The organism is Citrobacter sp. Cpo061 (genome assembly GCF_030332845.1).
GTDB lineage: Bacteria > Pseudomonadota > Gammaproteobacteria > Enterobacterales > Enterobacteriaceae > Citrobacter > Citrobacter portucalensis.
This window is the reverse complement of sequence record NZ_JAOWHB010000053.1, coordinates 275,391-300,132: the sequence shown is the minus strand read 5'-3', so window position 1 is coordinate 300,132 and position 24,742 is coordinate 275,391. Positions and strand designations below refer to the sequence as shown.

The 24,742-nt window shown below is 52.0% G+C and carries 22 protein-coding genes and 1 tRNA gene; 14 read left to right on the top strand and 9 right to left on the bottom strand.

Annotated elements, in window-relative coordinates; all coding sequences use genetic code 11:
- The 7 genes from hybA to hybG are packed head-to-tail and all read left to right on the top strand — an operon-like array spanning window position 1 to window position 5,443.
- On the top strand, window positions 1-987 hold the full coding sequence (hybA, locus tag OGX97_RS20050) for a hydrogenase 2 operon protein HybA (protein WP_003828357.1): 987 nt from the start codon (window positions 1-3) through the stop codon (window positions 985-987).
- Window positions 977-2,155, top strand: a complete 1,179-nt coding sequence (gene hybB / locus OGX97_RS20045; RefSeq protein ID WP_003828354.1) for a Ni/Fe-hydrogenase cytochrome b subunit — start codon at window positions 977-979, stop codon at window positions 2,153-2,155. Before hybA ends, hybB begins: the two co-directional genes overlap by 11 nt.
- The gene (gene hybC / locus OGX97_RS20040; protein WP_279850807.1) at window positions 2,152-3,855 is read left to right on the top strand and encodes a hydrogenase 2 large subunit; all 1,704 of its coding nucleotides are present in this window, start codon (window positions 2,152-2,154) and stop codon (window positions 3,853-3,855) included. Before hybB ends, hybC begins: the two co-directional genes overlap by 4 nt.
- Window positions 3,855-4,349: a HyaD/HybD family hydrogenase maturation endopeptidase gene (locus OGX97_RS20035; protein ID WP_032944999.1), complete on the top strand. Its 495-nt coding sequence runs from the start codon at window positions 3,855-3,857 to the stop codon at window positions 4,347-4,349. Before hybC ends, OGX97_RS20035 begins: the two co-directional genes overlap by 1 nt.
- Window positions 4,342-4,830, top strand: coding sequence for a hydrogenase-2 assembly chaperone (gene hybE / locus OGX97_RS20030; protein WP_279850808.1), 489 nt, complete (start codon window positions 4,342-4,344; stop codon window positions 4,828-4,830). Before OGX97_RS20035 ends, hybE begins: the two co-directional genes overlap by 8 nt.
- Window positions 4,823-5,164: a hydrogenase maturation nickel metallochaperone HypA gene (gene hypA, locus OGX97_RS20025; RefSeq protein ID WP_279850809.1), complete on the top strand. Its 342-nt coding sequence runs from the start codon at window positions 4,823-4,825 to the stop codon at window positions 5,162-5,164. Before hybE ends, hypA begins: the two co-directional genes overlap by 8 nt.
- A gap of 30 nt (window positions 5,165-5,194) precedes the next feature.
- Window positions 5,195-5,443: a hydrogenase maturation factor HybG gene (gene hybG, locus OGX97_RS20020; protein WP_003024459.1), complete on the top strand. Its 249-nt coding sequence runs from the start codon at window positions 5,195-5,197 to the stop codon at window positions 5,441-5,443.
- Between the two features lie 94 nt (window positions 5,444-5,537).
- Here the strand turns inward: hybG and yghU are convergent, their stop codons facing one another.
- Entirely contained in the window at window positions 5,538-6,404 is an 867-nt protein-coding gene (gene yghU / locus OGX97_RS20015) for a glutathione-dependent disulfide-bond oxidoreductase (protein ID WP_008785803.1), read from the bottom strand.
- Between the two features lie 218 nt (window positions 6,405-6,622).
- Between yghU and OGX97_RS20010 the strand changes: the two genes are divergently transcribed.
- Window positions 6,623-8,911 carry an FdhF/YdeP family oxidoreductase gene (locus OGX97_RS20010; RefSeq protein ID WP_279850810.1) on the top strand — a complete coding sequence of 763 codons (2,289 nt, stop codon included), beginning with the start codon at window positions 6,623-6,625 and terminating at the stop codon, window positions 8,909-8,911.
- Window positions 8,912-9,064: 153 nt separating this feature from the next.
- Window positions 9,065-10,924: a bifunctional glutathionylspermidine amidase/synthase gene (gene gss, locus OGX97_RS20005; RefSeq protein ID WP_279850811.1), complete on the top strand. Its 1,860-nt coding sequence runs from the start codon at window positions 9,065-9,067 to the stop codon at window positions 10,922-10,924.
- A 1,233-nt stretch (window positions 10,925-12,157) separates the two neighbouring features.
- Here gss and OGX97_RS20000 read toward each other — a convergent pair.
- Window positions 12,158-12,233 (bottom strand) — tRNA-Phe (locus OGX97_RS20000).
- Between the two features lie 105 nt (window positions 12,234-12,338).
- The gene (locus tag OGX97_RS19995) at window positions 12,339-13,046 is read right to left on the bottom strand and encodes a DUF554 domain-containing protein (protein WP_003825390.1); all 708 of its coding nucleotides are present in this window, start codon (window positions 13,044-13,046) and stop codon (window positions 12,339-12,341) included.
- A 468-nt stretch (window positions 13,047-13,514) separates the two neighbouring features.
- Here OGX97_RS19995 and OGX97_RS19990 point away from each other — a divergent pair, with 468 nt between their 5' ends.
- Window positions 13,515-15,650 (top strand): ornithine decarboxylase, encoded by a 2,136-nt coding sequence (locus OGX97_RS19990; protein WP_048236909.1) that lies wholly within the window; start codon window positions 13,515-13,517, stop codon window positions 15,648-15,650.
- A 52-nt stretch (window positions 15,651-15,702) separates the two neighbouring features.
- Here OGX97_RS19990 and OGX97_RS19985 read toward each other — a convergent pair whose 3' ends face one another.
- The 4 genes from OGX97_RS19985 to mutY form a co-directional block, all read right to left on the bottom strand.
- The gene (locus OGX97_RS19985) at window positions 15,703-16,959 is read right to left on the bottom strand and encodes a nucleoside permease (RefSeq protein ID WP_008785778.1); all 1,257 of its coding nucleotides are present in this window, start codon (window positions 16,957-16,959) and stop codon (window positions 15,703-15,705) included.
- Window positions 16,960-17,169: 210 nt separating this feature from the next.
- Window positions 17,170-18,255 (bottom strand): membrane-bound lytic murein transglycosylase MltC, encoded by a 1,086-nt coding sequence (gene mltC / locus OGX97_RS19980; RefSeq protein ID WP_008785777.1) that lies wholly within the window; start codon window positions 18,253-18,255, stop codon window positions 17,170-17,172.
- An 86-nt stretch (window positions 18,256-18,341) separates the two neighbouring features.
- Window positions 18,342-18,611, bottom strand: a complete 270-nt coding sequence (locus OGX97_RS19975; protein WP_003027126.1) for an oxidative damage protection protein — start codon at window positions 18,609-18,611, stop codon at window positions 18,342-18,344.
- 27 nt (window positions 18,612-18,638) lie between these two features.
- The gene (mutY, locus tag OGX97_RS19970) at window positions 18,639-19,691 is read right to left on the bottom strand and encodes an A/G-specific adenine glycosylase (RefSeq protein WP_235126821.1); all 1,053 of its coding nucleotides are present in this window, start codon (window positions 19,689-19,691) and stop codon (window positions 18,639-18,641) included.
- A 160-nt stretch (window positions 19,692-19,851) separates the two neighbouring features.
- On the opposite strand from mutY, the gene trmB reads away from it, so the two are divergent.
- The 4 genes from trmB (at window position 19,852) to ansB (ending at window position 22,901) form a co-directional block, all read left to right on the top strand.
- Window positions 19,852-20,571 (top strand): tRNA (guanosine(46)-N7)-methyltransferase TrmB, encoded by a 720-nt coding sequence (gene trmB, locus OGX97_RS19965; RefSeq protein ID WP_003825406.1) that lies wholly within the window; start codon window positions 19,852-19,854, stop codon window positions 20,569-20,571.
- Window positions 20,571-20,897, top strand: a complete 327-nt coding sequence (locus OGX97_RS19960) for a YggL family protein (RefSeq protein ID WP_003027115.1) — start codon at window positions 20,571-20,573, stop codon at window positions 20,895-20,897. Before trmB ends, OGX97_RS19960 begins: the two co-directional genes overlap by 1 nt.
- Window positions 20,898-20,946: 49 nt before the next feature.
- Window positions 20,947-21,666: a DUF2884 domain-containing protein gene (locus tag OGX97_RS19955; RefSeq protein WP_003825409.1), complete on the top strand. Its 720-nt coding sequence runs from the start codon at window positions 20,947-20,949 to the stop codon at window positions 21,664-21,666.
- Window positions 21,667-21,854: 188 nt separating this feature from the next.
- On the top strand, window positions 21,855-22,901 hold the full coding sequence (gene ansB, locus OGX97_RS19950; protein ID WP_003027108.1) for an L-asparaginase 2: 1,047 nt from the start codon (window positions 21,855-21,857) through the stop codon (window positions 22,899-22,901).
- A 114-nt stretch (window positions 22,902-23,015) separates the two neighbouring features.
- Here the strand turns inward: ansB and hemW are convergent, their stop codons facing one another.
- Together hemW and OGX97_RS19940 are read right to left on the bottom strand one after the other, a co-directional pair.
- Complete coding sequence (gene hemW, locus OGX97_RS19945; protein WP_003825412.1) at window positions 23,016-24,152, bottom strand: radical SAM family heme chaperone HemW; 1,137 nt, start codon at window positions 24,150-24,152, stop codon at window positions 23,016-23,018.
- On the bottom strand, window positions 24,145-24,738 hold the full coding sequence (locus tag OGX97_RS19940) for an XTP/dITP diphosphatase (protein WP_235126823.1): 594 nt from the start codon (window positions 24,736-24,738) through the stop codon (window positions 24,145-24,147). The genes hemW and OGX97_RS19940 overlap by 8 nt, the downstream gene beginning before the upstream one ends.
- Between the last annotated feature and the right edge of the window lie 4 nt (window positions 24,739-24,742).

Below are 24,742 nucleotides of genomic sequence, written 5' to 3'. Positions count from 1 at the left end.
GTGAACAGACGTAACTTTATTAAAGCAGCCTCCAGCGGAGCATTGCTGTTGGGCGCAGCGCCGTCCATCAGCCATGCGGCTGCAGAAAACCGTCCGCCGATCCCAGGTTCTCTTGGGATGCTCTATGACTCGACGCTGTGCGTAGGCTGCCAGGCCTGTGTAACCAAGTGTCAGGATATCAACTTCCCGGCGCGTAACCCGGAAGGCGAGCAAACCTGGTCGAACAACGACAAACTGTCGCCGTATACCAATAACATCATTCAGGTGTGGCGTAGCGGAACAGGTGTTAACAAAGACCAGGAAGAAAATGGTTACGCATACATCAAGAAACAGTGCATGCACTGTGTTGATCCGAACTGCGTTTCCGTTTGCCCGGTCTCCGCGCTGAAGAAAGATCCGAAAACCGGCATCGTCCATTATGACAAAGATGTCTGCACGGGCTGTCGTTACTGCATGGTCGCCTGCCCGTACAACGTGCCTAAGTACGATTACAACAACCCGTTTGGTGCGCTTCACAAATGTGAACTGTGTAACCAGAAAGGCGTTGAGCGTCTGGACAAAGGTGGTTTACCGGGTTGTGTTGAAGTGTGCCCTGCCGGTGCGGTGATTTTTGGTACGCGTGAAGAGCTGATGGCTGAGGCGAAAAAACGTCTCGCGCTGAAGCCAGGTAGCGAATACCACTATCCGCGTCAGACGGTGAAAGCAGGCGATACCTATCTGCATACGGTACCGAAGTACTACCCGCACCTGTACGGTGAGAAAGAAGGTGGTGGTACGCAGGTTATGGTACTGACGGGTGTTCCTTACGAGGATTTGGATCTGCCGAAGCTGGATGATCTTTCAACTGGTGCGCGTTCCGAACATGTTCAACATTCCCTGTACAAGGGCATGATATTACCCCTGGCTGCGCTGGCGGGCTTAACCGTGCTGGTTCGTCGTAACACGAAAAACGACCATCACGATGGAGGAGACGATCATGAGTCATGATCCTAAACCGCTGGGCGGAAAAATAATCAGCAAACCGGTCATTATTTTTGGGCCGCTTATCGTCCTGTGTATGCTCCTGATCGTGAAACGTCTGGTCTTCGGACTGGGCTCAGTCTCCGATCTGAACGGCGGTTTCCCATGGGGTGTATGGATCGCGTTTGACCTGTTGATTGGTACTGGCTTCGCGTGCGGCGGTTGGGCGCTGGCGTGGGCGGTGTACGTTTTCAACAGAGGACAATACCATCCGTTGGTTCGTCCGGCGCTGCTGGCGAGCCTGTTTGGCTACTCGTTGGGTGGTCTGTCGATCACCATTGACGTCGGTCGTTACTGGAACCTGCCGTATTTCTACATTCCGGGCCACTTCAACGTGAACTCGGTACTGTTCGAAACGGCGGTCTGTATGACCATCTATATCGGCATCATGGCGCTGGAATTTGCTCCGGCTCTGTTTGAACGTCTGGGGTGGAAAGTATCCCTCAAACGTTTGAATAAAGTGATGTTCTTTATTATTGCCCTCGGCGCGCTGCTGCCAACCATGCACCAGTCTTCAATGGGTTCATTGATGATTTCTGCGGGTTATAAGGTGCATCCGCTATGGCAAGCTTATGAAATGCTGCCGCTTTTCTCGGTATTAACCGCCTTTATTATGGGCTTCTCGATCGTCATCTTTGAAGGCTCGTTGGTACAAGCCGGTCTGAAAGGTAACGGTCCGGACGAGAAAAGTTTGTTCATCAAGCTGACGAATACCATCAGCGTGCTGCTGGCTATTTTCGTCGTTCTGCGCTTTGGCGAACTGATCTATCGCGACAAGCTGTCCTATGCGTTCTCAGGCGATCTTTACTCCCTGATGTTCTGGCTTGAAGTCGTGCTGATGGTCTTCCCACTGGTGGTGCTGCGCGTCACTAAGCTGCGTAATGACTCGCGCATGCTGTATCTGTCTGCGCTGAGCGCATTGCTGGGTTGTGCAACATGGCGTCTATCCTATTCGCTGGTGGCGTTCAATCCTGGTGGTGGCTACCACTACTTCCCGACCTGGGAAGAGTTGTTGATTTCTATTGGTTTTGTGGCTATTGAGATTTGTGCATACATCGTACTCATTCGTCTACTGCCGATACTTCCTCCTTTAAAACAAAACGATCAAAATCGTCATGAGGCGAGCAAAGCATGAGCCAGAGAATTACTATTGATCCGGTAACCCGTATTGAGGGTCATTTACGCATCGACTGCGAAATCGAAAATGGCGTGGTATCTAAAGCATGGGCTTCCGGTACCATGTGGCGCGGCATGGAAGAGATCGTGAAAAACCGCGATCCGCGCGATGCCTGGATGATTGTGCAGCGTATCTGTGGCGTTTGTACGACCACTCACGCTATCTCTTCCGTTCGTGCAGCAGAAAGTGCGCTGAATATTGATGTTCCGGTGAACGCACAGTATATCCGTAACATCATTCTGGCCGCGCACACCACGCATGACCACATTGTTCACTTCTATCAGCTGTCTGCGCTGGACTGGGTGGATATCACCTCTGCCCTGAAAGCTGACCCAGCGAAAGCGTCTGCCATGCTGAACGGCGTGTCCTCCTGGCACCTGAACAGCGCAGAAGAGTTCACCAAGGTTCAGAACAAGATCAAAGATCTTGTTGCCAGCGGTCAGTTAGGCATTTTTGCTAACGGTTGCTGGGGTCACCCGGCAATGCAGCTTCCGCCGGAAGTGAACCTGATTGCGGTCGCACACTACCTGCAAGCGCTGGAATGCCAGCGTGATGCCAACCGCGTTGTGGCACTGTTGGGCGGTAAAACGCCGCACATCCAGAACCTGGCGGTAGGTGGGGTTGCTAACCCAATTAACCTTGACGGCCTCGGCGTGCTGAACCTTGAACGCCTGATGTACATCAAGTCCTTCATCGATAAGCTGAGCGACTTCGTTGAGCAGGTGTACAAGGTTGATACCGCGGTTATTGCTGCGTTCTATCCTGAGTGGCTGGAACGTGGTCAGGGTGCGGTTAACTACCTGAGTGCGCCGGAATTCCCGACTGATGGTAAAAACGGTAGCTTCCTGTTCCCGGGCGGTTATATCACCGATGCTGATCTGTCGACCTATCGTCCGATCACCTCTCACTCCGATGAGTACCTGATCAAAGGGATTCAGGAGAGTGCGAAACACGCGTGGTACAAAGATGAAGCGCCGCAGGCTCCGTGGGAAGGCACAACGGTTCCTGACTACACCAGTTGGTCAGACGACGGCAAATACTCCTGGGTTAAAGCGCCTACTTTCTACGGTAAAACGGTTGAAGTGGGTCCGCTGGCCAATATGCTGTGTAAACTGGCGGCAAAACGCGAGTCTACCCATGCCAAGCTGAATGAAATCATCGCGATTTACACCAAGCTGACCGGTAAAACTATCGAAGTGTCGCAGTTGCACTCTACGCTGGGCCGTATTATTGGCCGTACCGTTCACTGCTGTGAACTGCAGAACGTTCTGCAGGATCAGTACAATGCACTGATTGTGAACATCGGTAAAGGCGACCACACCACCTTCGTGAAACCGGATATTCCGGCAACAGGCGAATTCAAAGGTGTTGGTTTCCTCGAAGCGCCACGCGGTATGCTGTCTCACTGGATGGTGATTAAAGACGGCATTATCAGCAACTACCAGGCGGTTGTACCGTCAACCTGGAACTCTGGCCCACGTAACTTTAATGATGAAGTGGGACCGTATGAGCGCTCGCTGGTAGGTACGCCGATTGCCGATCCAAACAAACCGCTGGAAGTGGTTCGTACCATTCACTCCTTCGACCCTTGTATGTCATGTGCGGTGCATGTGGTGGACGTTGACGGGAACGAAGTGGTCTCAGTTAAGGTTCTGTAATGCGGATATTAGTCTTAGGGGTCGGCAATATTTTGCTGACCGACGAAGCCATCGGGGTACGTATCGTTGAGGCATTAGAGCAACGGTACATCCTGCCAGACTTTGTTGATGTTCTGGATGGTGGTACGGCTGGGATGGAGCTTCTCGGCGATATGGCGAACAGAGATCATCTGATCATTGCTGACGCCATTGTGTCGAAGAAAAACACGCCAGGAACGATGATGGTCCTGCGGGATGAAGAGATCCCGGCGCTGTTTACCAACAAAATCTCACCGCACCAGCTTGGCCTGGCCGACGTATTGTCGGCCCTGCGTTTTACTGGCGAGTTTCCGAAAAAGCTGACCTTAGTCGGCGTTATTCCGGAATCGTTGGAACCGCATATCGGGCTAACGCCAACGGTTGAAGCGATGATTGAACCTGCGCTGGAGCAGGTTCTTGCCGCGCTTCGCGAATCAGGCGTTGAAGCGATCCCTCGGGAGGCGGCTCATGTCTGAGGAGTTTGCCGGTTTTCAGACGGCCCCGAAGACGCAGATTCAGGCAGCGTTTGAAGAGGTTGCCCGGCGTTCGATGCACGATCTCTCTTTCTTGCATCCGAACATGCCGGTGTATGTCTCTGATTTTACGCTGTTTGAAGGACAGTGGACGGGGTGTGTTATCACACCCTGGATGCTCAGCGCACTGATTTTCCCCGGACCGGACCAGATCTGGCCGGTGCGTAAAGTCAGTGAAAAAATCGGGTTGCGTCTGCCGTATGGCGAGATGACCTTTACCGTTGGTGAACTGGAGGGCGTATCGCAATACCTTTCCTGTTCACTGATGTCGCCGCTTTCGCACAGTATGTCGGCGCAAGAAGGTGTGCGTCTGACTGACGATTGCGCGCGCATGCTGTTATCGCTGCCGGTGAGCGATCCGAATGCGCCGCAGCTAAATCGCCGCGCGCTGCTGCTGGGTCGTCGGAACTGCGAAAATGCATGAGCTGTCCCTTTGTCAGAGCGCGGTTGAGATTGTTCAACAGCAGGCAGTGCAGCACGGTGTCAAACGTGTAACCGGCGTTTGGCTGGAAATCGGAGCGCTCTCGTGCGTTGAAGAGAGCGCCGTCCGTTTCAGTTTCGACATCGTCTGTCAGGGCACGCTGGCGCAAGGGTGTGAGTTGCATATTGATTACAAACCAGCCCAGGCATGGTGCTGGGATTGCAGTCAGGTTGTGGAAATCACCCAGCATGATGCGCAGTGTCCACTATGTCAGGGCGATCGTCTGCGGGTTGATGCAGGCGATTCACTGAAAGTGAAAAGTATTGAAGTCGAATAACCCATAGGTTGCTATGGGGCGGAGTCAGATATGTGTATTGGAGTCCCTGGTCAGGTTCTGGCCGTTGGTGAAGATATTCACCAGCTTGCGCAGGTTGAAGTGTGCGGCATCAAACGTGATGTCAATATTGCCCTGATTTGTGAAGGTGATACCGCTGAGCTGGTCGGGCAATGGGTGCTGGTGCACGTAGGGTTCGCCATGAGCATCATTGATGAAGATGAAGCTAAAGCCACGTTAGACGCACTTCGCCGCATGGAGTACGACGTCACCAGCGCGTGACAATCGGTTAGTGCCTGATGACGTTGCGCTTATCAGGCCTACGCCTTCTATGTAGGCCGGATAAGGCATTTATACCGCCATCCGGCATCTTGCGTTAACCCTGGCGCTTATCTTCGGTATTGGTGTCGAAGTCGCTGGCGTCATGACGTTCATGAAGCTGCTCGTTCAGCGGCCCGTTAGTGCGGTTTACAATACGACCTCGCTTAACTGCCGGACGCGCGGCAACCTCTTTTGCCCAGCGCTGCACGTGCTTGTAACTTCCTGCATCGAGGAACTCTGCCGCGTCGTACACGTTACCCAGCACCACATTGCCAAACCATGGCCAGACCGCCATATCGGCAATGGTGTATTCATCTCCTGCCACAAACTGATTCTGTGCTAATTGCTTATCCAGCACGTCGAGCAAGCGCTTGGCTTCCATCGTGAAGCGGTTGATCGCGTACTCGATTTTTACCGGCGCATAGTTATAGAAGTGGCCAAAACCACCGCCGAGGAACGGCGCCGCGCCTTGTAGCCAGAACAGCCAGTTCAGCGTTTCGGTACGTTTTGCCAAATCTTGCGGCAGGAAATAACCATATTTTTCCGCCAGATAGAGCAGAATTGCGCCAGATTCGAATACGCGAACCGGTGGGTTTTGCGAGTGGTCGCGCAGTGCCGGGATCTTCGAGTTCGGATTCACCTCAACAAAGCCGCTGGAAAACTGATCGCCATCGCCAATGCGAATAATCCAGGCATCGTATTCCGCGCCCTTCACGCCCTGCGCCAGCAGCTCCTCCAGCATAATCGTCACTTTCTGCCCGTTTGGTGTACCCAGCGAATAGAGCTGCAGCGGATGCTTGCCAACCGGCAGCGTTTTTTCGTGGGTGGCGCCGGAAATCGGGCGGTTGATATTGGCGAATGCGCCGCCATTCGATTTTTCCCACGTCCAGACTTTCGCGGGCTGATAGGTATTGTCTGACATATTGACCTGCCTTCTGAGTGGTTGTGTTGATGCAGTGTAGCAGTTAGGTAGAACTCAATTTAACAGATTGGGACTTTATGTCGCTTTGTGCTGAAAGGGGAAGATAAATCTAACCCGTTCATTGTACCTGGCCCGTACTCCATGAAGAGGAAATCAATGTTGGACGGAAATTGCTACCGTATTCACCATCAAAAATTGGCGGTGAATAAGCAGTAATAATGAAAAATGGTGTTCCAGGAGTAAGCGGTTATCAGGGCCCTGCGGGTGGGTGGGGTGCGGTAAAAGCCGTCACTGCTTCGGTGTTTTCGCAAAAGGCTGTCGCGCGCGACATTATCGCGATGTTCAAAATGAACCAGGTGAAAGGGTTCGATTGTCCGGGCTGTGCGTGGCCGGACCCCGGGCATCGTGCGCCAATGGAGCTGTGCGAAAATGGCGTTAAGGCGGTTTCCTGGGAGACAACCAGTAAGAAAGCGTCACCGGAATTTTTCAGTCGTCACCCGGTTTCCACACTCTGGCACTACAGCGATTATGAACTGGAAAACATTGGTCGTTTGACGCATCCAATGAAATACGATGCAGTGTCAGACACCTGGCAGGCGGTGGATTGGGATATCGCCTTTCGGGAGATCGGCGAGCGTCTGCGCAGCTATGACTCAGCACAACAGGTTGAGTTTTATACCTCCGGCAGAACGTCAAATGAGGCGGCGTTCCTGTATCAGCTGTTTGCCCGCGAATATGGTAGCAGCAACTTTCCTGATTGCTCAAACATGTGCCACGGACCGACCAGCGCAGGGCTAACGCCGGCCATTGGCCTTGGGAAAGGGACCGTTGAACTTGATGATTTTGACCACTGCGATCTGGTGATTTGTATCGGGCATAACCCTGGTACTAACCATCCACGCATGCTGACCACCTTACGCGACGTTGCCAAACGTGGAGCAAAAATTATCTCCATCAACCCGCTGAACGAAAGGGGGCTTGAGCGCTTTAGCTTCCCGCAAAGTGCGAAAGAGATGTTCACCGGTCAGGCGACGGAGCTGAGCAACGACTACTACCAGGTAAAAATGGGCGGTGACGCCTCGTTGCTCAAAGGCATAATGAAGGCGCTGATCGAAATGGACGAAGCGCGGATCCTACTGGATCAACAGCCGACGCTCGATCATGCGTTTATCGACCAACATACCGCGGGATATGCAGCGCTGTATGACGACTTACGTCAGCATAACTGGGCTGAGCTGGAACAGGACTCGGGTCTGACGCGCAGTCAGATGGAAGATCTGGCGCACAGCTACAGTAAATCCAGCGCCACGATTGTTTGTTATGGTCTGGGCATCACCCAGCATAAAAACGGCACCGAGAACGTTCAGCAGCTGGTAAATCTGTTGCTGCTGAAAGGCAATATGGGTAAGCCGGGGGCGGGGATCTGCCCGTTACGCGGCCATTCTAATGTGCAGGGCGATCGTTCTGTAGGGATCAACGAAGCGGCGTCCGAAGACTTCCTGCAACGACTTGAGAAGCATTTTTCTATCCGCGTTCCGCGCAAGCATGGACGCTCCAGCGTGGAGAGCATTCGGGCCATCGAGCGGGGAGATGCAAAAGCGCTCATCTGCATGGGCGGCAATCTGGCGGTAGCGATGCCCCAGCCGCAGCGTACCTTTGCGGCGATGAAAAATCTGGATCTGCAGGTCCATGTGGCGACCAAACTGAACAGATCGCATCTGCTGCTGGCAAAGCATAACTACCTGCTACCTGCATTAGGCCGAACGGAGCGCGACATGCAGGCGACGGGGATCCAGTCGGTGACCGTCGAAGATTCTATGTCGATGGTCCACGCTTCCTGTGGCGCGCTGAAGCCGGCTTCCCGCTGGCTAAAATCGGAGCCCGCGATTGTGGCGGGCATGGCGCGTGCCACGCTGCCGCATTCTCCGATCAGCTGGGAAGCATTTACCGGGGACTACGCGTTGATCCGTGACGCCATTGAAGCCGTGATCCCGGCGTTCCACGATTACAACGCACGTATTGCCGAGCCGGGCGGATTTCGTATGGATACGCCTGCTTCGCGCCGTGAATGGCGAACGGAGAATGGCAAAGCCAACTTTATCGTCAACCATCAGCGGGCGGTAGAGCGGGAACATCAGCCTGCTGATGCACTGGTTCTGGCAACGCTGCGTAGCCACGATCAGTACAACACCACGATTTATGGGATGAACGATCGCTATCGTGGCATTACTGGCCGTCGGGATGTGGTGTTTTTAAGCGCCGAAGAAGCGACGAGCCGCGGTCTGAGCCAGGGTGATGTGGTCAACGTTCAGGCGCTGGACGACAACGGTCAGCCCTGCGCGGATCGCATCATGTACGGCTTAACGGTGGTGATTTACAACATGGCGGCTGGCTCAATTGGCGCTTATCTGCCTGAAGCGAATGTCCTGCTTTCGCTGGATGCAGTAGATACACAAAGTTTGACTCCGGCGTATAAAAGCGTACCGGTCACCCTGACCAAAGCGTAGTTCCTGCTGTGAATTTTTCGCCTCTGAGCGCCAGCCGCTGCGTTGAGGTGTATGATGATGTCGACCTCTGTCCGGTTAGTGTCGCAGAGCAGGCAATCAGAGCGAAAAATTCACGCCAACCTGCTCAGGCTGTATTGTTTTGAGGTAAGGTGCATGAGCAAAGGAACGACCAGTCAGGATGCCCCATTCGGGACATTATTGGGCTATGCCCCAGGTGGCGTAGCAATCTACTCTTCAGATTACAGCTCCCTCGACCCACGGGACTACGACGATGATGCAGCATTTCGCAGCTATATCGACGATGAATACATGGGCCACAAATGGCAGTGCGTAGAGTTCGCACGCCGCTTTCTCTTCCTTAACTATGGCATGGTCTTCACCGATGTGGGTATGGCCTGGGAGATCTTCTCCTTACGCTTCCTGCGCGAAGTAGTGAATGACAACATCCTACCGTTACAGGCATTTCCGAATGGCTCGCCCCGCGCGCCGGTAGCAGGGGCTCTGCTTATCTGGCAAAAAGGCGGCGAATTTAAAGATACCGGGCATGTGGCGGTCGTCACCCAGTTGCTGGAAAACAAAATCCGTATTGCCGAACAGAACGTGCTCCATACGCCGCTGCCTCCCGGACAGCAGTGGACCCGCGAACTGGAGATGGTGGTTGAGAACGGTTGTTACACCCTGCGTGATACCTTTGACGACACGACCATTCTTGGTTGGATGATCCAGACCGATGATATCCGTTTCAGCCTACCGCAGCCGGAGATCGCCAATGACTCGCTGAAAATTGGCGGCGCGCGACTGGAAGATAACGGGCAATTTGACGGTAAATGGCTGAATGAGCAGGATCCGCTGCAAAAAGCCTACGTGCTGGCGAACGGCCATGTGATTAATCAGGACCCGCATCAGTACTTCACCATTACCGAGAGCGCCGAGCAGGAGCTGATTAAAGCCACCAACGAGCTGCACCTGATGTATCTGCATGCGACCGATAAGGTGCTGAAAGACGACAACCTGCTGGCGCTGTTTGATATCCCGAAAATCCTCTGGCCGCGCCTGCGCCTTTCCTGGCAGCGTCGTCGGCATCATATGATTACGGGGCGTATGGATTTCTGTATGGATGAACGTGGACTGAAGGTGTATGAGTACAACGCCGATTCCGCATCGTGCCATACCGAAGCCGGTTTGATCCTCGAAAGATGGGCCGAGCGTGGTTACACAGGGCAGGGACACAACCCGGCTGAAGGGTTGATCAACGAACTGGCGGGTGCCTGGAAGCACAGCCGTGCACGTCCGTTTGTCCACATCATGCAGGATAAGGATATCGAGGAAAACTATCACGCGCAGTTTATGCAGCAGGCGCTGCGTCAGGCCGGGTTTGACAGCAAAATTCTGCGAGGTTTGGATGAACTGCGCTGGGATGACGCCGGTCAATTGACTGACGGAGACGGCCGTCTGGTGAACTGCGTCTGGAAGACCTGGGCGTGGGAAACCGCAATTGAGCAGGTGCGCGAGGTCAGCGAAACGGAGTACGCCGCGGTGCCAATTCGTACCGGGCATACGAATCAGGAAGTGCGTTTAATCGACGTGCTGCTGCGCCCGGAAGTGCTGGTCTTCGAACCTCTGTGGACGGTTATCCCTGGCAACAAAGCGATTCTGCCGATCCTCTGGCAACTGTTCCCGCACCACCGTTATCTGCTAGATACGGATTTCACTGTTAATGAAGAGCTGGCGCAAACCGGTTATGCGGTGAAACCTATTGCAGGACGTTGTGGCAGCAACATCGATCTTGTGAGTCATCAGGAAGAGCTACTGGATAAAACCAGCGGTAAGTTTGCCGAGCAGAAGAACATTTATCAGCAGCTTTGGTGTCTGCCAAAAGTTGCCGGTAAATATATCCAGGTTTGTACCTTTACCGTAGGTGGTAACTACGGCGGTACCTGCCTGCGCGGTGACGAGTCGCTGGTGATTAAAAAAGAGAGCGATATTGAACCGCTGATTGTGGTGAAGGAATAACCGCGCAACCCCTGTGATGGTGATGTTGCCATCACGGGGTTATTTGATGGGAATAATTTTCGAAATATCCAAAAGAAATGCCTCTAGGACGGGGTCTTTCTTTAGTGGTTTGATATAAATATTCCTATGCTTTTTTCTTGTCATCGAGGTGCTGAAAGGAAATTAAAAACGTTAAATTGAAAGATAAAATACAAGAGGTCGAGTTTCCTCCAAAAGAACTCTATATGTTCAAAAAAATCAAAGATAAAGAATCCTCAATGCAAAGTAAATTTAAATGACTTGCATGATATAATTTGCTTATCAGCTAAGAGGGCGTTACAACATGCCTTGATTATTTTTTTTGGTATGCTGTTTTTTCAAATCCCATTTATAGTCAAGGGGATGTTTGCGAGAAGACTTGATTTTTTTATTTGTATTAATTACTATTGTCTTTTTATATATTTAGTGGTTTATGTGTCCGCTAAATTAAAAATATCCCTGTGTGTGCAATGTGAACTTATAAAATTGGCTATAAAACCTATATTAACTATTAAATTATAATGTAATGTGTGATTCCTATTAGGAATCTATTTTTCTCTGGTTTTTTTATGATTTTTCTTGCTTTATATCCTTGGGGTAATGGTGCAAATATATGAAGTATTAAATATATAAAGCACAATATTCCAACATAAAGAAAGATAAGTGATGGGGTATAATAGTCTTGTTTGATATCATTAAGGTACTGATAAATTATAATAATGAGAGAGAAAATATGAATAAATGAAGAACGGGGAAAGCATCTTGCCAGTTCAGAAACCGTGTCATATAATGATGTTGAGAATTTTTATGATAATTTATTTAGGTTATTAATCTGTTTTTTAGAGAATTTATTTCTACACATTATTGTTATTAGTTCATCGTTATTCATCAGTAATGCCTCTTATAAGTAAGGGAGCATGGTCCGCTATCTGCCACGAGGTCAGGTCACCCATAAGACTGCGGGTAAAGTGCTCAGTAATACCGGCGGTGGTGCGCTGCGAGACCGTATCCTGTACGGGGTCGTAACGATATTCTGTGCGCCTGCCGTTAATGGTTTCGGCGGTGACCCGGTCGGCATCATCGTATTCATACGTGACGGTGGCGTCGTCGTTGCGGGCTTCTGGACGAATTGGAGGTGAGCAGTTGGCAAAGTTCGATGAAGAGTCCGTTTCGCCAAAAGCAAAAAACCCGCCATAGGCGGGTTCTTCTAAATAGTGGTGCCCGGACTCGGAATCGAACCAAGGACACGGGGATTTTCAATCCCCTGCTCTACCGACTGAGCTATCCGGGCAACGAGGCGCATTAAAACCGATTCGCTTCGTTTCGTCAACGAAATTTCTTCAAATCAACGCAGACTGCACAATCTATCACCACATTGTTGCTATTGCACGCATTCTCAGGCAAAAAATGCCGTCCACGCGGCGGAAAGCGGCATTGCCAGCAGAAGGGCAGGAAGCATATTCACAACCGCAAACATTTTGATTCCACAAATACGTAAACCGGTTGCCAACAACAGCAGTCCACCTACGGCGCTGAAATCGGCCATCATGGCTGGCGTCGTCAGGGGCAAAATAAGTGCTGCGCAAGTGGCAAGCGTTAGCTGGATTGCCAGCATTGGTACACAAATGGCAGATACCGCGATTCCTAATGAACAGGCGAAGATGATGGCCGTGAAGAAATCAAGAAACGATTTGGCGATTAAAATATTCGGGTCGCCGGTCATCCCTTCATGTATCGCCCCGAAGATCCCAGTACCACTGGCGCAAAATAGCACGATGATGGCCACATAGCTCTGGATGAAGGATTCGTGCGTGGTGTTGGCATCCGACCGGGTGAAAAGCTGCTGCGCTTTGGCAACCGCGGTATTGATCCCTTTTTCCAGATAACAGAACTCGCCAATTAATGCACCGACCAACGTAGCCAGGACCATCACCGGTAGGTTAGCGCACTTGATAACCAGCAAAATACCAATCCCCAAAGAGCACAGTCCGAATATGGAGGTCATGGAGGCACGAATGCGTTCCGGTAAATGCTGGCTGAGTAGTGCGCCGAGAACACCACCAAATAAAATGGCGCCAGCATTAATAAAGGGTCCAATTACCACGTTTGCTCCTGCATACCCATTATCGTCTTGATGCTAAAGGCAATTCTCTGGGTAAAATATGTTTTCAGATTGCATTATTATGCCGCGATTGGCAGACGAAATGCTTGTTTATCTGTGAGGTTCAGGCTCCGGATTTTATCTTGCGCCTGAAAGTGAAAGGTGCCATGATTGCGCGAATTTTCTCCTGTCTGAATGGGGCTGCCTGGGATGATATTACTCCCCCTACATCGCCTTCAACATCGCCTTTTTGCGCGATGTTTGCCCCTTCCTGCGACTTATCCTTACGCTCCCACCATGCGGTGAGGGCAGCGCACGCTCACTGCAGGATAACAGTAAAATCAGAGGCTATCTGCTTTTACTGATGTCTGGCGGTCGGGGCTGGTAACCAGTTTGACCTGTCATTTCGTGGGCAAAGCAATGTGGCTTTGTCCGGGACTTTTGATTTTCCCGAAACGGGTTATTGCGCTTATGAAATCAATGAAAATTGCCGCCAGTGGAGAACTGGTTTCTCGTCTGTCCAGCCATCGTCAGGTGGTGTCGCTGGACAGTACTGATTTTACTGACGTTGCGGCAGTCGTCATTACCGTTGCGGATAGCCGCAGCGGGATCCTTGCTTTGCTGAAACGCACCGGTTTTCATATACCCGTGTTTCTGTTCGCAGAGTCGGATGTTGATCTGCCGATGGGTGTGAATGCGGTCATTCGCGGTCAGGCGCAGGACTGGCTGGAGCTGGAGTCTGCTGCCTGTCAGTATGAAGAAGATTTGCTGCCGCCGTTCTATGACACATTGACTCAGTATGTCGAGATGGGGAACAGCACATTTGCCTGCCCAGGACATCAACACGGTGAGTTCTTTAAAAAGCATCCCGCGGGGCGCCATTTCTACGAGTTCTTTGGCGAGAATCTGTTTCGCGCGGATATGTGCAACGCCGACGTTAAGCTTGGCGATCTGCTGATTCATGAAGGCTCGGCGAAACATGCGCAGAAATTTGCCGCGAAAGTTTTCCACGCGGATAAAACCTACTTTGTGCTGAACGGGACTTCTGCGGCCAATAAAGTAGTAACCAATGCGCTGCTGACGCGCGGCGATCTGGTGCTGTTTGACCGTAATAACCATAAGTCGAACCACCACGGTGCGCTGATCCAGGCGGGTGCGACGCCGGTGTATCTGGAAGCGGCGCGTAATCCGTTTGGCTTTATTGGCGGTATTGACGAGCACTGCTTTGATGAGGAGTATCTGCGCCAGCAACTTCGCGAGGTTGCGCCGCAAAAGGCCGATCAACCGCGCCCGTTCCGTCTGGCGATCATTCAGCTCGGCACCTATGACGGTACGATCTACAATGCCCGGCAGGTGATCGACAAGATCGGTCATCTGTGTGATTACATCCTGTTTGACTCTGCATGGGTCGGTTACGAGCAATTTATTCCGATGATGGCCGATGGGTCACCGCTGCTGTTGGATCTCGATGCTAACGATCCGGGGATCTTTGTCACCCAGTCGGTACACAAACAGCAGGCCGGATTCTCGCAAACCTCGCAGATCCACAAAAAGGATAACCATATTCGCGGTCAGGCGCGGTTCTGCCCGCATAAGCGTCTGAATAATGCATTTATGCTGCATGCTTCTACCAGTCCGTTTTACCCGCTGTTTGCGGCGCTGGACATTAACGCCAAAATCCATGAAGGCGAGAGCGGTCGTCGGCTGTGGGCGGAGTGTGTGACGCTGGGCATTGAGGCCCGTAAAGCGATACTTACCCGCTGTAAGATGATTCGGCCGTTTGTTCCCCCGGTAGTCGATGGCAAACCGTGGGAAAGCTATCCGACGCAGGTGATTGCCAGCGAGCGTCGCTTCTTTAGCTTCGAACCAGGTGCTAAATGGCATGGTTTTTCCGGTTACGCGCGCGACCAGTATTTCGTCGATCCTTGCAAACTGCTGTTAACCACTCCGGGCATTGACGCACAAACCGGGCAATATACCGAGTTTGGTATTCCGGCGACGATTCTGGCGCATTACCTGCGTGAAAACGGCATCGTGCCGGAGAAATGCGACCTTAACTCGATTCTGTTCCTGCTGACCCCGGCAGAAAGCGCAGAGAAACTGGCGCAACTGGTGGCGATGCTGGCGCAGTTTGAGCAGCATATTGAAGACGATACGCCGCTGGCAGATGTGCTGCCCACCATCTTCAATAAGTATCCGGTACGCTATCGGGATTACACCCTGCGTGAACTGTGCCAGGAGATGCACTCACTGTACGTCAGCTTTGATGTGAAAGATCTGCAAAAAGCGATGTTCCGTCAGGAAAGTTTACCTGCCGTGGCGATGAACCCACAGGATGCGAACAGCGCTTTTATCCGTGGTGATGTTGAACTGGTGCGGATTAGTGAAGCAGCTGGCCGCATTGCGGCGGAAGGTGCGCTGCCTTATCCTCCGGGCGTGCTGTGCGTGGTACCGGGCGAAGTATGGGGTGGGGCGGTACAGCAATATTTTCTGGCGCTGGAAGAGGGCGTAAACCTGCTGCCAGGCTTCTCGCCGGAGCTGCAAGGTGTTTACAGTGAAACGGATGCAGACGGTATTAAGCGTCTGTATGGATATGTGGTGAAGTAAGCGCAAAAAAAGCGGGTTACCTTTTGGTAACCCGCTTTTCTCTGCGTAAACGTTAGTGCGCGATAGTCTGTGTGCCTGCTGGAACGCGTACGTGTTTGTATTTAAACAGCGCAACGAAGGCAAAAGCCAGAACCAGCGAGTAACCTGCGAAGATCAACCACACGGTCTGCCAGTCGGTAATACCGTTCAGCGTATAGTGTTCAACGACTTTACCGCTCACCAGTCCGCCCAGAATACAACCGAAGCCGTTGGTCATCATCAGGAACATACCCTGTGCGCTGGCGCGGATTTCAGGGCGTACTTCTTTCTCCACGAACACAGAACCAGAGATGTTGAAGAAGTCGAAGGCGCAGCCGTAAACAATCATCGACAGAACCAGCAGCACGGTACCGAACGGCGTTGGATCGCCGTAGGCAAACAGGCCGAAGCGCAGCATCCACGCCACAATACTGATAAGCATCACGTTCTTAATACCGTAACGGCTTAAGAAGAACGGGATGGTCAGGATAAACAGCGTCTCGGAAATCTGTGAAATCGACATCATCACCGATGCGTGTTCCACGATAAAGCTACCGGAGAACAGTGGGTTGTTATCGAAGCTGTGCAGGAAGGTGTTACCAAACATATTGGTAATCTGCAGCTCTGCGCCCAGCATCATTGAGAAGATGAAGAAAATCGCCATACGCTTGTTTTTAAACAGCGCGAAAGCATCCAGACCGAGCATTGATGTCCAGCTCTGGTTTTTCTGCTGATTGGCAACCGGAATATGCGGCAGCGTCAGGGTGAACAGTACCAGTACCAGGGACAATGTCGCACCGATATAAAGCTGCATATGGCTCAGTTCAAAGCCGGAGAAGCTCACGGCCCACATCGCCAGAATAAAGCCGATGGTGCCCCAGATACGAATTGGCGGGAAGTCGGTAACGATATCCATCCCGGCAGATTGCAGGCGATAGTAGGAGATGGTGTTGATTAGCCCCAGTGTTGGCATATAGGCCAGGGAGTTAAGCAGGATCACAAAGAACATGGCCCCTGGCGTGGTGACTTCGGCTGCGGCAAACAGCGTTCCTGCGCCGACCAGGTGGCAAAGGGCGTAAACCCACTTCGCACTGATCCATTTATCGGCCACGATCCCTAACAGCGTTGGCATAAACACGGCGGCGATCCCCAGCGAGCTATACACCGCGCCAATGGATGCACCATCGAATTTAAGGGTGACAAACATATAGGAGCCGAGGGTAGTGAGCCAACTACCCCATAAGCAGAACTGCAGAAACGAGAGAACTTTCAGCTGCAGCTTAAGATTCATGTTAATTTCCTCACACCGTAATGCGGATGAATGTTTTAAAAGGCACATTTGCCGTGGCTATATGATGTGATTCTATCAATGAGAGGCACTCTTTTTTTGTTACCTGTGACAAATATTTGCAAACAATTTCTGATTGCAAAGCAAAAGAGTGATGGAGTTAACATTTTTGGTGCTTCAGGCCCCCGTTTTAGGGGGCTGAAGAGGAATACATTAGCGGCGTCGATAGGATTTTTGTGCGGAATTGACCTTGTAAAGGTATCGGCGTGATTCAGCAGAGGGATGTCGGGTGGTCAGCGTTTGATAAACGTCACCTGGAGACATGCTGTTAATGATATTCGCGGCCTGAATTTTATCGTTCGAGAACACGCGTAGCACGCTGCCCGCGCCGCCGTTATACGCGGTGATTACCGCATAGCGACGTGAGGTCGGATTATCGATACCGCCCAAATAGACATTGTTGAGCATTGCCAGATAGGCCGTACCGGTATCAATGTTGCTGGCCGGGTCAAACAAGAAGCTACGGCTTGGTGTGCCTGAGCGCCCTTGCGAGCGGAACACATCTTTCCCGGCGCTGTGCTGTACCACCTGCATCAGTCCCAGCGCATCGGCATGGCTCACCGCATACGGGTTAAACGAGGATTCGGTTTGCATGATAGCCAGAATCAGCGACTCGTCGACGCCGTACTTACGTGAAGCCTGACGCACCATACCGACGTATTTATGCGCGCGCTTATCAAGGTGGTTCGGCACCAGATTGATCGTCACGCTATAGATGATACGCAGGCCATTGCTGCGGCTTTTAAGTCGTGTTTGCAGCAGGTAGTTGGCAAAGTTGGTGGCACGCCCCTCCCAACGAATGGGCTGGCCGGTATTATCAACCACCTGTCCGTACAGGAATGGTTCTTTGGAAATCTTAATGTCGTCGACATCGGAATAGAGGTCGATAGAACCCGGATCATCGCCCATCAGCAATGTCTTGATAATCGCCCGACGCAGGTGTCCGGCGGGATCTGTCCCGGCAATGGTCTCGACGGTTATTGTACCGTCATCAAAGTTGATGTGGCTGCGGGTTTGATACTGATCGGTATACTTTACGTAGTCCTTCGGACCCGCAATCAGCACTTCCTTAAATCCCCACAAATTCTCAATATTATGGGCAAATTGCCCCATCAGAATATCAAAACCGTTGGTATCCTTGACCCAGGCTTCGTTATAGGAATCGCCTTTTTTGGTCGAACTGGAACAGGAGATGAGCAACGGCGCAATAACGGCAAGCGCGAGAAATTTTTTCATCATTCCGGGAGTGCGTGTTGTGTTTGTTGTTTGCAAGGACCAGATTAAAACGTAGGCCGGATAAGCGCAGCGCCATCCGGCAACGGTTCTTATGATTCTGGCGTATAGCCTTCAATATGCACATCCTTACCTTCAAACAGGAAGTTAATCATCTCCTGTTCCAGTAACTTACGGTGTTCGACGTTCATCATATTGAGTTTTTTCTCGTTAATCAGCATGGTCTGTTTATGCTGCCATTGCGCCCATGCTTCTTTAGAAATCTCGTTATAAATGCGTTTTCCCAGATCGCCCGGGTACAGCTGAAAATCCTGGCCTTCTGCTTCGCGTTGCAGGAAAGTGCAAAAAATCGTTCTGCTCATAAAAAGTCCTCTTTATCGTCCGGTACGTTAAACGTGTGTACCGGCACGTAATTGCTGTAACAAACGCTCCACGGGAGCCGCCAGTCCGACCGACGGCGGTTGCGCTAAGTTATACCAGAGCGCGTTGCCTTCATCCATGCATGAGGTGAATGAAGACACGGGAAGCCACATAGGCACAATATCTAAGTGGAAATGGCTAAAGGTATGGCGAAACGCATTAAGTTGGGTCAGATTATCTGCGTTAATTTGTCGTTGCGCCAGCCAGTTGCGCAGTCCATCTTCGTCGTCAAACTGCGGAAAACAGTATAAACCACCCCACAAGCCGCTGGGCGGTCGCTGTGCAAGCAGCACTTCATCATCATGCTGCATCAGTAAAAAATAGCCCGTTCGTTCCGGTAACGTCTGTTTGGGCTTTTTACCGGGATACAGTGCCCAACTTGCATTGGCGCTCGCCACACAGCCATTTTCCAACGGACACAGGGAACATTTAGGTTTTGAGCGCGTACAGACCATTGCGCCTAAATCCATCATCGCCTGATTAAAACGCTCAACACCCTGGGCCGGCGTAACTTGCTCGCTCAGCTCCCACAGCTTATTTTCGACCTCTTTTTTACCCGGCCAGCCGCTTACAGCATAACAGCGAGCCAGCACGCGTTTGACGTTACCGTCGAGAATCGGAAAATGCTGACCCAGAGAGAGAGAAAGGATCGCGCCTGCGGTTGAACGTCCGACGCCAGGTAGGGCGGCTACTTCATCAAAGGTTTGCGGAAATATACCGCTATGCAGCGTCACAACCTGCTGCGCGGCTTTATGTAGATTACGCGCACGGGCGTAATAACCCAGCCCGGTCCACAAATGCAGAACTTCATCCAGCGGCGCATGGGCTAAATCCGTTACCGTTGGGAAGCGCGCCATAAAGCGCTCAAAATAGGGGATAACGGTCGCAACCTGAGTTTGTTGCAGCATTACCTCAGAGAGCCATACTTTGTAAGGCGTCTTGTCAATTTGCCAGGGCAGCGTTTTACGCCCGTATTTGTCGTACCAGCTCAAAACCTGAGCCGAAAATTGAGACGCTTGCATGATTACCGTTTCATTATTGCCGGGGGCAAGATTGCAGCACAGCGGCAACGGGGTGTAAACCGGAACTTTCCGCTGCTCACTTTCTTCCTTTACTTGCATCCGGCAACTAACTTTGGATAATGCCCGTTTTCAGAACTCAAACACAGCAGACTAAACTTTTATGAAGAACGACGTCATTTCACCGGAATTTGATGAAAACGGCCGCCCTCTGCGCCGGATTCGTAGTTTTGTTCGTCGCCAGGGGCGACTGACGAAAGGGCAGGAACACGCGCTGGAAAACTACTGGCCGGTGATGGGCGTTGAGTTCAGCGAAGAGCCTGTAGATTTCGCAGAACTGTTTGGCCGTGACGCGCCAGTCACGCTGGAAATCGGTTTTGGTATGGGAGCGTCGCTGGTTGCAATGGCGAAAGCGCGTCCGGAACAGAATTTCCTCGGCATTGAGGTTCACTCACCGGGCGTTGGTGCGTGTCTGGCTTCAGCCCATGAAGAGGGGGTCGAGAACCTGCGCGTCATGTGCCATGATGCCGTTGAAGTCCTGCATAAAATGATTCCTGACAATTCTTTATCTATGGTTCAGCTGTTTTTCCCTGACCCGTGGCATAAAGCACGTCATAATAAACGCCGTATCGTTCAGGTACCGTTTGCTGAGCATATCTTAAGTAAGCTGAAGCTGGGCGGCGTGTTCCATATGGCGACCGACTGGGAAGCGTATGCGGAGCACATGCTTGAAGTGATGTCCTCGATTGACGGGTATAAAAACCAGTCAGAGAGTAACGATTATGTACCGCGCCCGGAATCGCGCCCGGTAACCAAATTTGAACAACGTGGTCATCGTCTTGGCCACGGCGTATGGGACTTAATGTTCGAGAGGGTGAAATAATGGCAAAGAACCGTAGCCGTCGTCTGCGTAAAAAGATGCACATCGAAGAATTCCAGGAAGTAGGATTTTCGGTTGCATGGCGTTTCCCGGAAGGTACATCTGGAGAGCAGGTCGATCAAATCGTTGATGACTTTATCAATGAAGTCATCGAACCGAACAAGCTGGCTTTTGACGGCAGCGGCTATCTGGCCTGGGAAGGTCTGATCTGTCTGCAGGAAATCGGCAAATGCACCGAAGAACACCAGGCAATCGTGCGTAAGTGGCTGGAAGAGCACAAACTCGAAGAAGTGCGTACCAGCGAACTTTTCGATATTTGGTGGGACTAAGTAGCACAGGGTCGGCAAATGCCGGCCCGATTTGTATTGAGGGAAAGATATGATGCGCAAAACGCTGCTGGCGGCAGTCCTAACGTTCACGGCGATGGCCGCACATGCAGATTACCAGTGCAGCGTCACCCCGCGTGACGATGTGATTTTGAGCCCACAAACGGTGCAGGTGAAGGGCGAGAATGGCGACCTGGTTATTACCCAGGCTGGCGATGTCACCTTCAACGGTAAACAGTACAACCTGAACGCCGCACAGCGTGAGCAGGCCAAAGATTATCAGGCGGCGTTGCGTAGCAGCCTGCCGTGGATCGACGAAGGTGCCAGAGCGCGCGTAGAGAAAGGTCGCGTGGCGCTGGACAAAATCATCGCCAAAGAGGTCGGTGAAAGCAGCAACATGCGTGGCCGCTTAACCAAGCTGGATGCGCAATTGAAAGAGCAGATGAACCGCATCATCGAGCATCGAACTGATGGCCTGACTTTCCATTATAAGGCGATTGATCAGGTCCGCGCGGACGGACAACAGCTGGTTAATCAGGCGATGGGCGGCATTTTGCAGGACAGCATCAACGAGATGGGGGCGAAAGCCGTGCTCAAAGGCGGTGGTAATCCACTGCAGGGCGTACTCGGAAGCCTCGGTGGTTTGCAGACCTCAATTCAGAACGAATGGAAGAATCAGGAACAAGACTTCCAGCAGTTTGGCAAAGATGTTTGTTCCCGCGTTGTGACGCTGGAAAACGATCGTAAAACGCTGGTTAGCACTCTGAAATAATCTTCACCTCTTATTAACGGCACAGAAACATTCTGTGCCGTTTTATTTTGTATATTTCTGTTTTTTTGATATCCATCTCTAAGAACGGCAATTTGGTGGAGATATAAATCTGGTTAATTGGAACTCGTCACATTATTCATCTGTAGGATAGACATAATGCTGCAAATTCAAGTAACTGGAGAAATAACATGGAGTTTTTCAAGAAAACGGCACTTGCCGCACTGGTTATGGGTTTCAGCGGCGCGGCGCTTGCACTGCCAAACATCACCATTTTAGCTACTGGCGGAACGATTGCCGGCGGCGGTGATTCCGCGACAAAATCTAACTACACGGCAGGCAAGGTTGGCGTAGAAAATCTGGTTGAGGCCGTACCTCAATTGAAAGATATCGCTGTCGTTAAAGGCGAGCAGGTGGTGAATATCGGCTCCCAGGATATGAATGACGAAGTCTGGTTAACGCTGGCGAAAAAGATTAATACCGAGTGTGATAAAACCGACGGCTTCGTGGTAACACATGGTACGGATACCATGGAAGAAACCGCCTATTTCCTCGACCTGACCGTCAAGTGCAACAAGCCGGTGGTGCTGGTCGGTGCAATGCGTCCGTCTACGGGTATGAGCGCTGATGGCCCGTTCAACTTGTATAACGCGGTAGTAACTGCCGCAGACAAAGCCTCTGCCAACCGCGGAGTGCTGGTGGTGATGAACGACACCGTTATGGATGGTCGTGACGTGACTAAAACCAACACTACCGACGTCGCTACCTTCAAATCCGTTAACTACGGCCCGCTGGGTTACATCCATAACGGTAAAATCGACTACCAGCGTACGCCTGCGCGTAAGCACACCACGTCTACTCCGTTCGATGTGTCTAAGCTGACCGAGCTGCCGAAAGTTGGGATTGTTTATAACTACGCTAACGCCTCCGATCTGCCGGCAAAAGCGCTGGTGGATGCGGGTTACGCCGGGATCGTCAGTGCGGGTGTAGGTAACGGTAACCTGTATAAAACCATTTTCGATACGCTGGCAACCGCCGCGCATAAAGGTACCGTTGTAGTGCGTTCATCCCGTGTACCAACGGGCGCCACTACACAGGATGCAGAAGTTGATGATGCAAAATACGGATTTGTGGCTTCAGGTTCCCTGAACCCGCAAAAAGCACGTGTTCTGCTGCAGCTTGCGCTGACTCAAACCAAGGATCCTAAGCAGATCCAGGAAATGTTTAATCAGTATTAATCGATGAAGGTGGCTGCGCTTACCGCCCTAACCCTGTAGGCCGGATAAGACGCAGCCGCCATCCGGCAATTTTCCTGATGGCGCTACGCTTATCAGGTCTACGTTCACCAGCCATCACTCCGCCAGAAACAGCTCCAGCAGCGAATTCAAGAACAGCTTACCGTGTTGGGTAATCTGCCAGTACTCATCGCATTCACTCAGGTAGCCCTGGGAAATAGCCTCATCGATCTGTCGACGAATAACGTCTTCGGTGAGACCGGTATATTGCGTGAACTCCGCGCGAGGCGCGGCTTCCAGCAGCCGGAAACGATTCATGAAGAACTCGAACGGCTTATCGGCTTCGGCGACATCGCGCTGGCTTTCGAGATAACGCCCTTGCATATACCCACGCGGATGCCGTGTTTTGGTGGTGCGCAGGATGCGTCCGTCAGGGAATGTGATCTTACCGTGTGCGCCGCAGCCAATGCCAAGATAGTCGCCAAAACGCCAGTAGTTAAGGTTGTGCTGACACTGATAACCCGGTCTGGCGTAGGCTGAGGTTTCGTACTGCTGATATCCCGCGGCGGTCAGTAGCTGGTGGCCTTGCTCAAAAATATCCCACAGCGCGTCATCGTCCGGTAAAACCGGCGGTCGGGAACCGAACAGCGTGTTGGGTTCGATGGTCAACTGATACCAGGAAAGATGTGGCGGGTTGAGCGCGATGGCCTGCTGTAAATCGCCCAGCGCCTCTTCCAGCGTCTGATCCGGTAAACCATGCATCAGGTCGAGGTTAAAGCTGCGTAGCCCCAGACCGCTCGCCAGGTGTGCTGCTCGTTTGGCTTCTTCCGGCCCGTGAATACGTCCCAGACGTTCGAGTTTGGCGGAGCTAAAGCTCTGTACGCCAATCGAGATACGGTTGACGCCAGCGCGTTGATAATCCACAAAGCGATCGGCTTCCACCGTCCCGGGATTCGCCTCCATCGTGATTTCTGCATCTTCGGCCAGATTCAGCCGTGCTCGCACGCCGTCGAGCAGCGTTTGCATCGCCGGGCCAGAAAGCAGGCTCGGCGTGCCACCACCGATAAAAATCGTCTTTACTTCACGGCCCTGGGCATGGGCCACCTCAGTATCCAGATCGCTCAGCAGATGCTGCACATAGTCGTCATGAGGGACTTCGCCCTTTAGCGCATGCGAGTTGAAGTCGCAGTACGGGCATTTCTGCACGCACCACGGGATGTGAATATAAAGACTTAGCGGCGGAAGCTTAACCATTACGCAGGGCATCCAGCAACAGCTTCAGCGCCTGTCCGCGGTGAGAAATCGCACTCTTTTCTTCACGGGTCAGTTCAGCTGCGGTTTTCCCTTCAGACGGCACAAAGAAGATCGGGTCGTAGCCAAAACCACCGTTTCCGGCAGGTTCACGGGTAATCACGCCCGGCCAGCTTCCGTGGCACACAACAGGCGTTGGATCGTCTGCATGGCGCATATACACCAGCACACAGTGGAACTGCGCCTGGCGCTTGTCATCAGGAACATCCTGCAGGGTGTGAAGCAGTTTTTCCAGGTTCTGCTGATCGGTCGCATCTTCGCCGGAATAGCGGGCTGAATAGATACCCGGCGCGCCGCCAAGGGCATTTACTGCCAGACCTGAGTCATCAGCAATGGCCGGTAAGCCGGTAATTTGCGCAGCATGACGCGCCTTCAGAATGGCGTTCTCAATAAACGTCAGCCCGGTCTCGTCTGCAGAATCAACACCCAGTTCCGTTTGGGCAACAACATCAAGACCGAAATCACTCAGAAGAGAGGCGAGTTCACGCACTTTACCGGCATTGCCGGTCGCGAGGACAACTTTTTGCATGGGA

What these genes read in the sequence shown, in the direction of transcription:
- yghU (WP_008785803.1), bottom strand. Translation starts at nt 6,404, where the DNA reads ATGTCAGACAATACCTATCAGCCCGCGAAAGTCTGGACGTGGGAAAAA.
- OGX97_RS20010 (WP_279850810.1), top strand. Translation starts at nt 6,623, where the DNA reads ATGAAAAATGGTGTTCCAGGAGTAAGCGGTTATCAGGGCCCTGCGGGT.
- gss (WP_279850811.1), top strand. Translation starts at nt 9,065, where the DNA reads ATGAGCAAAGGAACGACCAGTCAGGATGCCCCATTCGGGACATTATTG.
- OGX97_RS19985 (WP_008785778.1), bottom strand. Translation starts at nt 16,959, where the DNA reads ATGAATCTTAAGCTGCAGCTGAAAGTTCTCTCGTTTCTGCAGTTCTGC.
- OGX97_RS19960 (WP_003027115.1), top strand. Translation starts at nt 20,571, where the DNA reads ATGGCAAAGAACCGTAGCCGTCGTCTGCGTAAAAAGATGCACATCGAA.
- mutY (WP_235126821.1), bottom strand. Translation starts at nt 19,691, where the DNA reads ATGCAAGCGTCTCAATTTTCGGCTCAGGTTTTGAGCTGGTACGACAAA.
- OGX97_RS19975 (WP_003027126.1), bottom strand. Translation starts at nt 18,611, where the DNA reads ATGAGCAGAACGATTTTTTGCACTTTCCTGCAACGCGAAGCAGAAGGC.
- ansB (WP_003027108.1), top strand. Translation starts at nt 21,855, where the DNA reads ATGGAGTTTTTCAAGAAAACGGCACTTGCCGCACTGGTTATGGGTTTC.
- hypA (WP_279850809.1), top strand. Translation starts at nt 4,823, where the DNA reads ATGCATGAGCTGTCCCTTTGTCAGAGCGCGGTTGAGATTGTTCAACAG.
- trmB (WP_003825406.1), top strand. Translation starts at nt 19,852, where the DNA reads ATGAAGAACGACGTCATTTCACCGGAATTTGATGAAAACGGCCGCCCT.
- mltC (WP_008785777.1), bottom strand. Translation starts at nt 18,255, where the DNA reads ATGATGAAAAAATTTCTCGCGCTTGCCGTTATTGCGCCGTTGCTCATC.
- hybE (WP_279850808.1), top strand. Translation starts at nt 4,342, where the DNA reads ATGTCTGAGGAGTTTGCCGGTTTTCAGACGGCCCCGAAGACGCAGATT.
- OGX97_RS20035 (WP_032944999.1), top strand. Translation starts at nt 3,855, where the DNA reads ATGCGGATATTAGTCTTAGGGGTCGGCAATATTTTGCTGACCGACGAA.
- hybC (WP_279850807.1), top strand. Translation starts at nt 2,152, where the DNA reads ATGAGCCAGAGAATTACTATTGATCCGGTAACCCGTATTGAGGGTCAT.
- hemW (WP_003825412.1), bottom strand. Translation starts at nt 24,152, where the DNA reads ATGGTTAAGCTTCCGCCGCTAAGTCTTTATATTCACATCCCGTGGTGC.
- OGX97_RS19955 (WP_003825409.1), top strand. Translation starts at nt 20,947, where the DNA reads ATGATGCGCAAAACGCTGCTGGCGGCAGTCCTAACGTTCACGGCGATG.
- OGX97_RS19990 (WP_048236909.1), top strand. Translation starts at nt 13,515, where the DNA reads ATGAAATCAATGAAAATTGCCGCCAGTGGAGAACTGGTTTCTCGTCTG.
- hybB (WP_003828354.1), top strand. Translation starts at nt 977, where the DNA reads ATGAGTCATGATCCTAAACCGCTGGGCGGAAAAATAATCAGCAAACCG.
- OGX97_RS19940 (WP_235126823.1), bottom strand. Translation starts at nt 24,738, where the DNA reads ATGCAAAAAGTTGTCCTCGCGACCGGCAATGCCGGTAAAGTGCGTGAA.
- hybG (WP_003024459.1), top strand. Translation starts at nt 5,195, where the DNA reads ATGTGTATTGGAGTCCCTGGTCAGGTTCTGGCCGTTGGTGAAGATATT.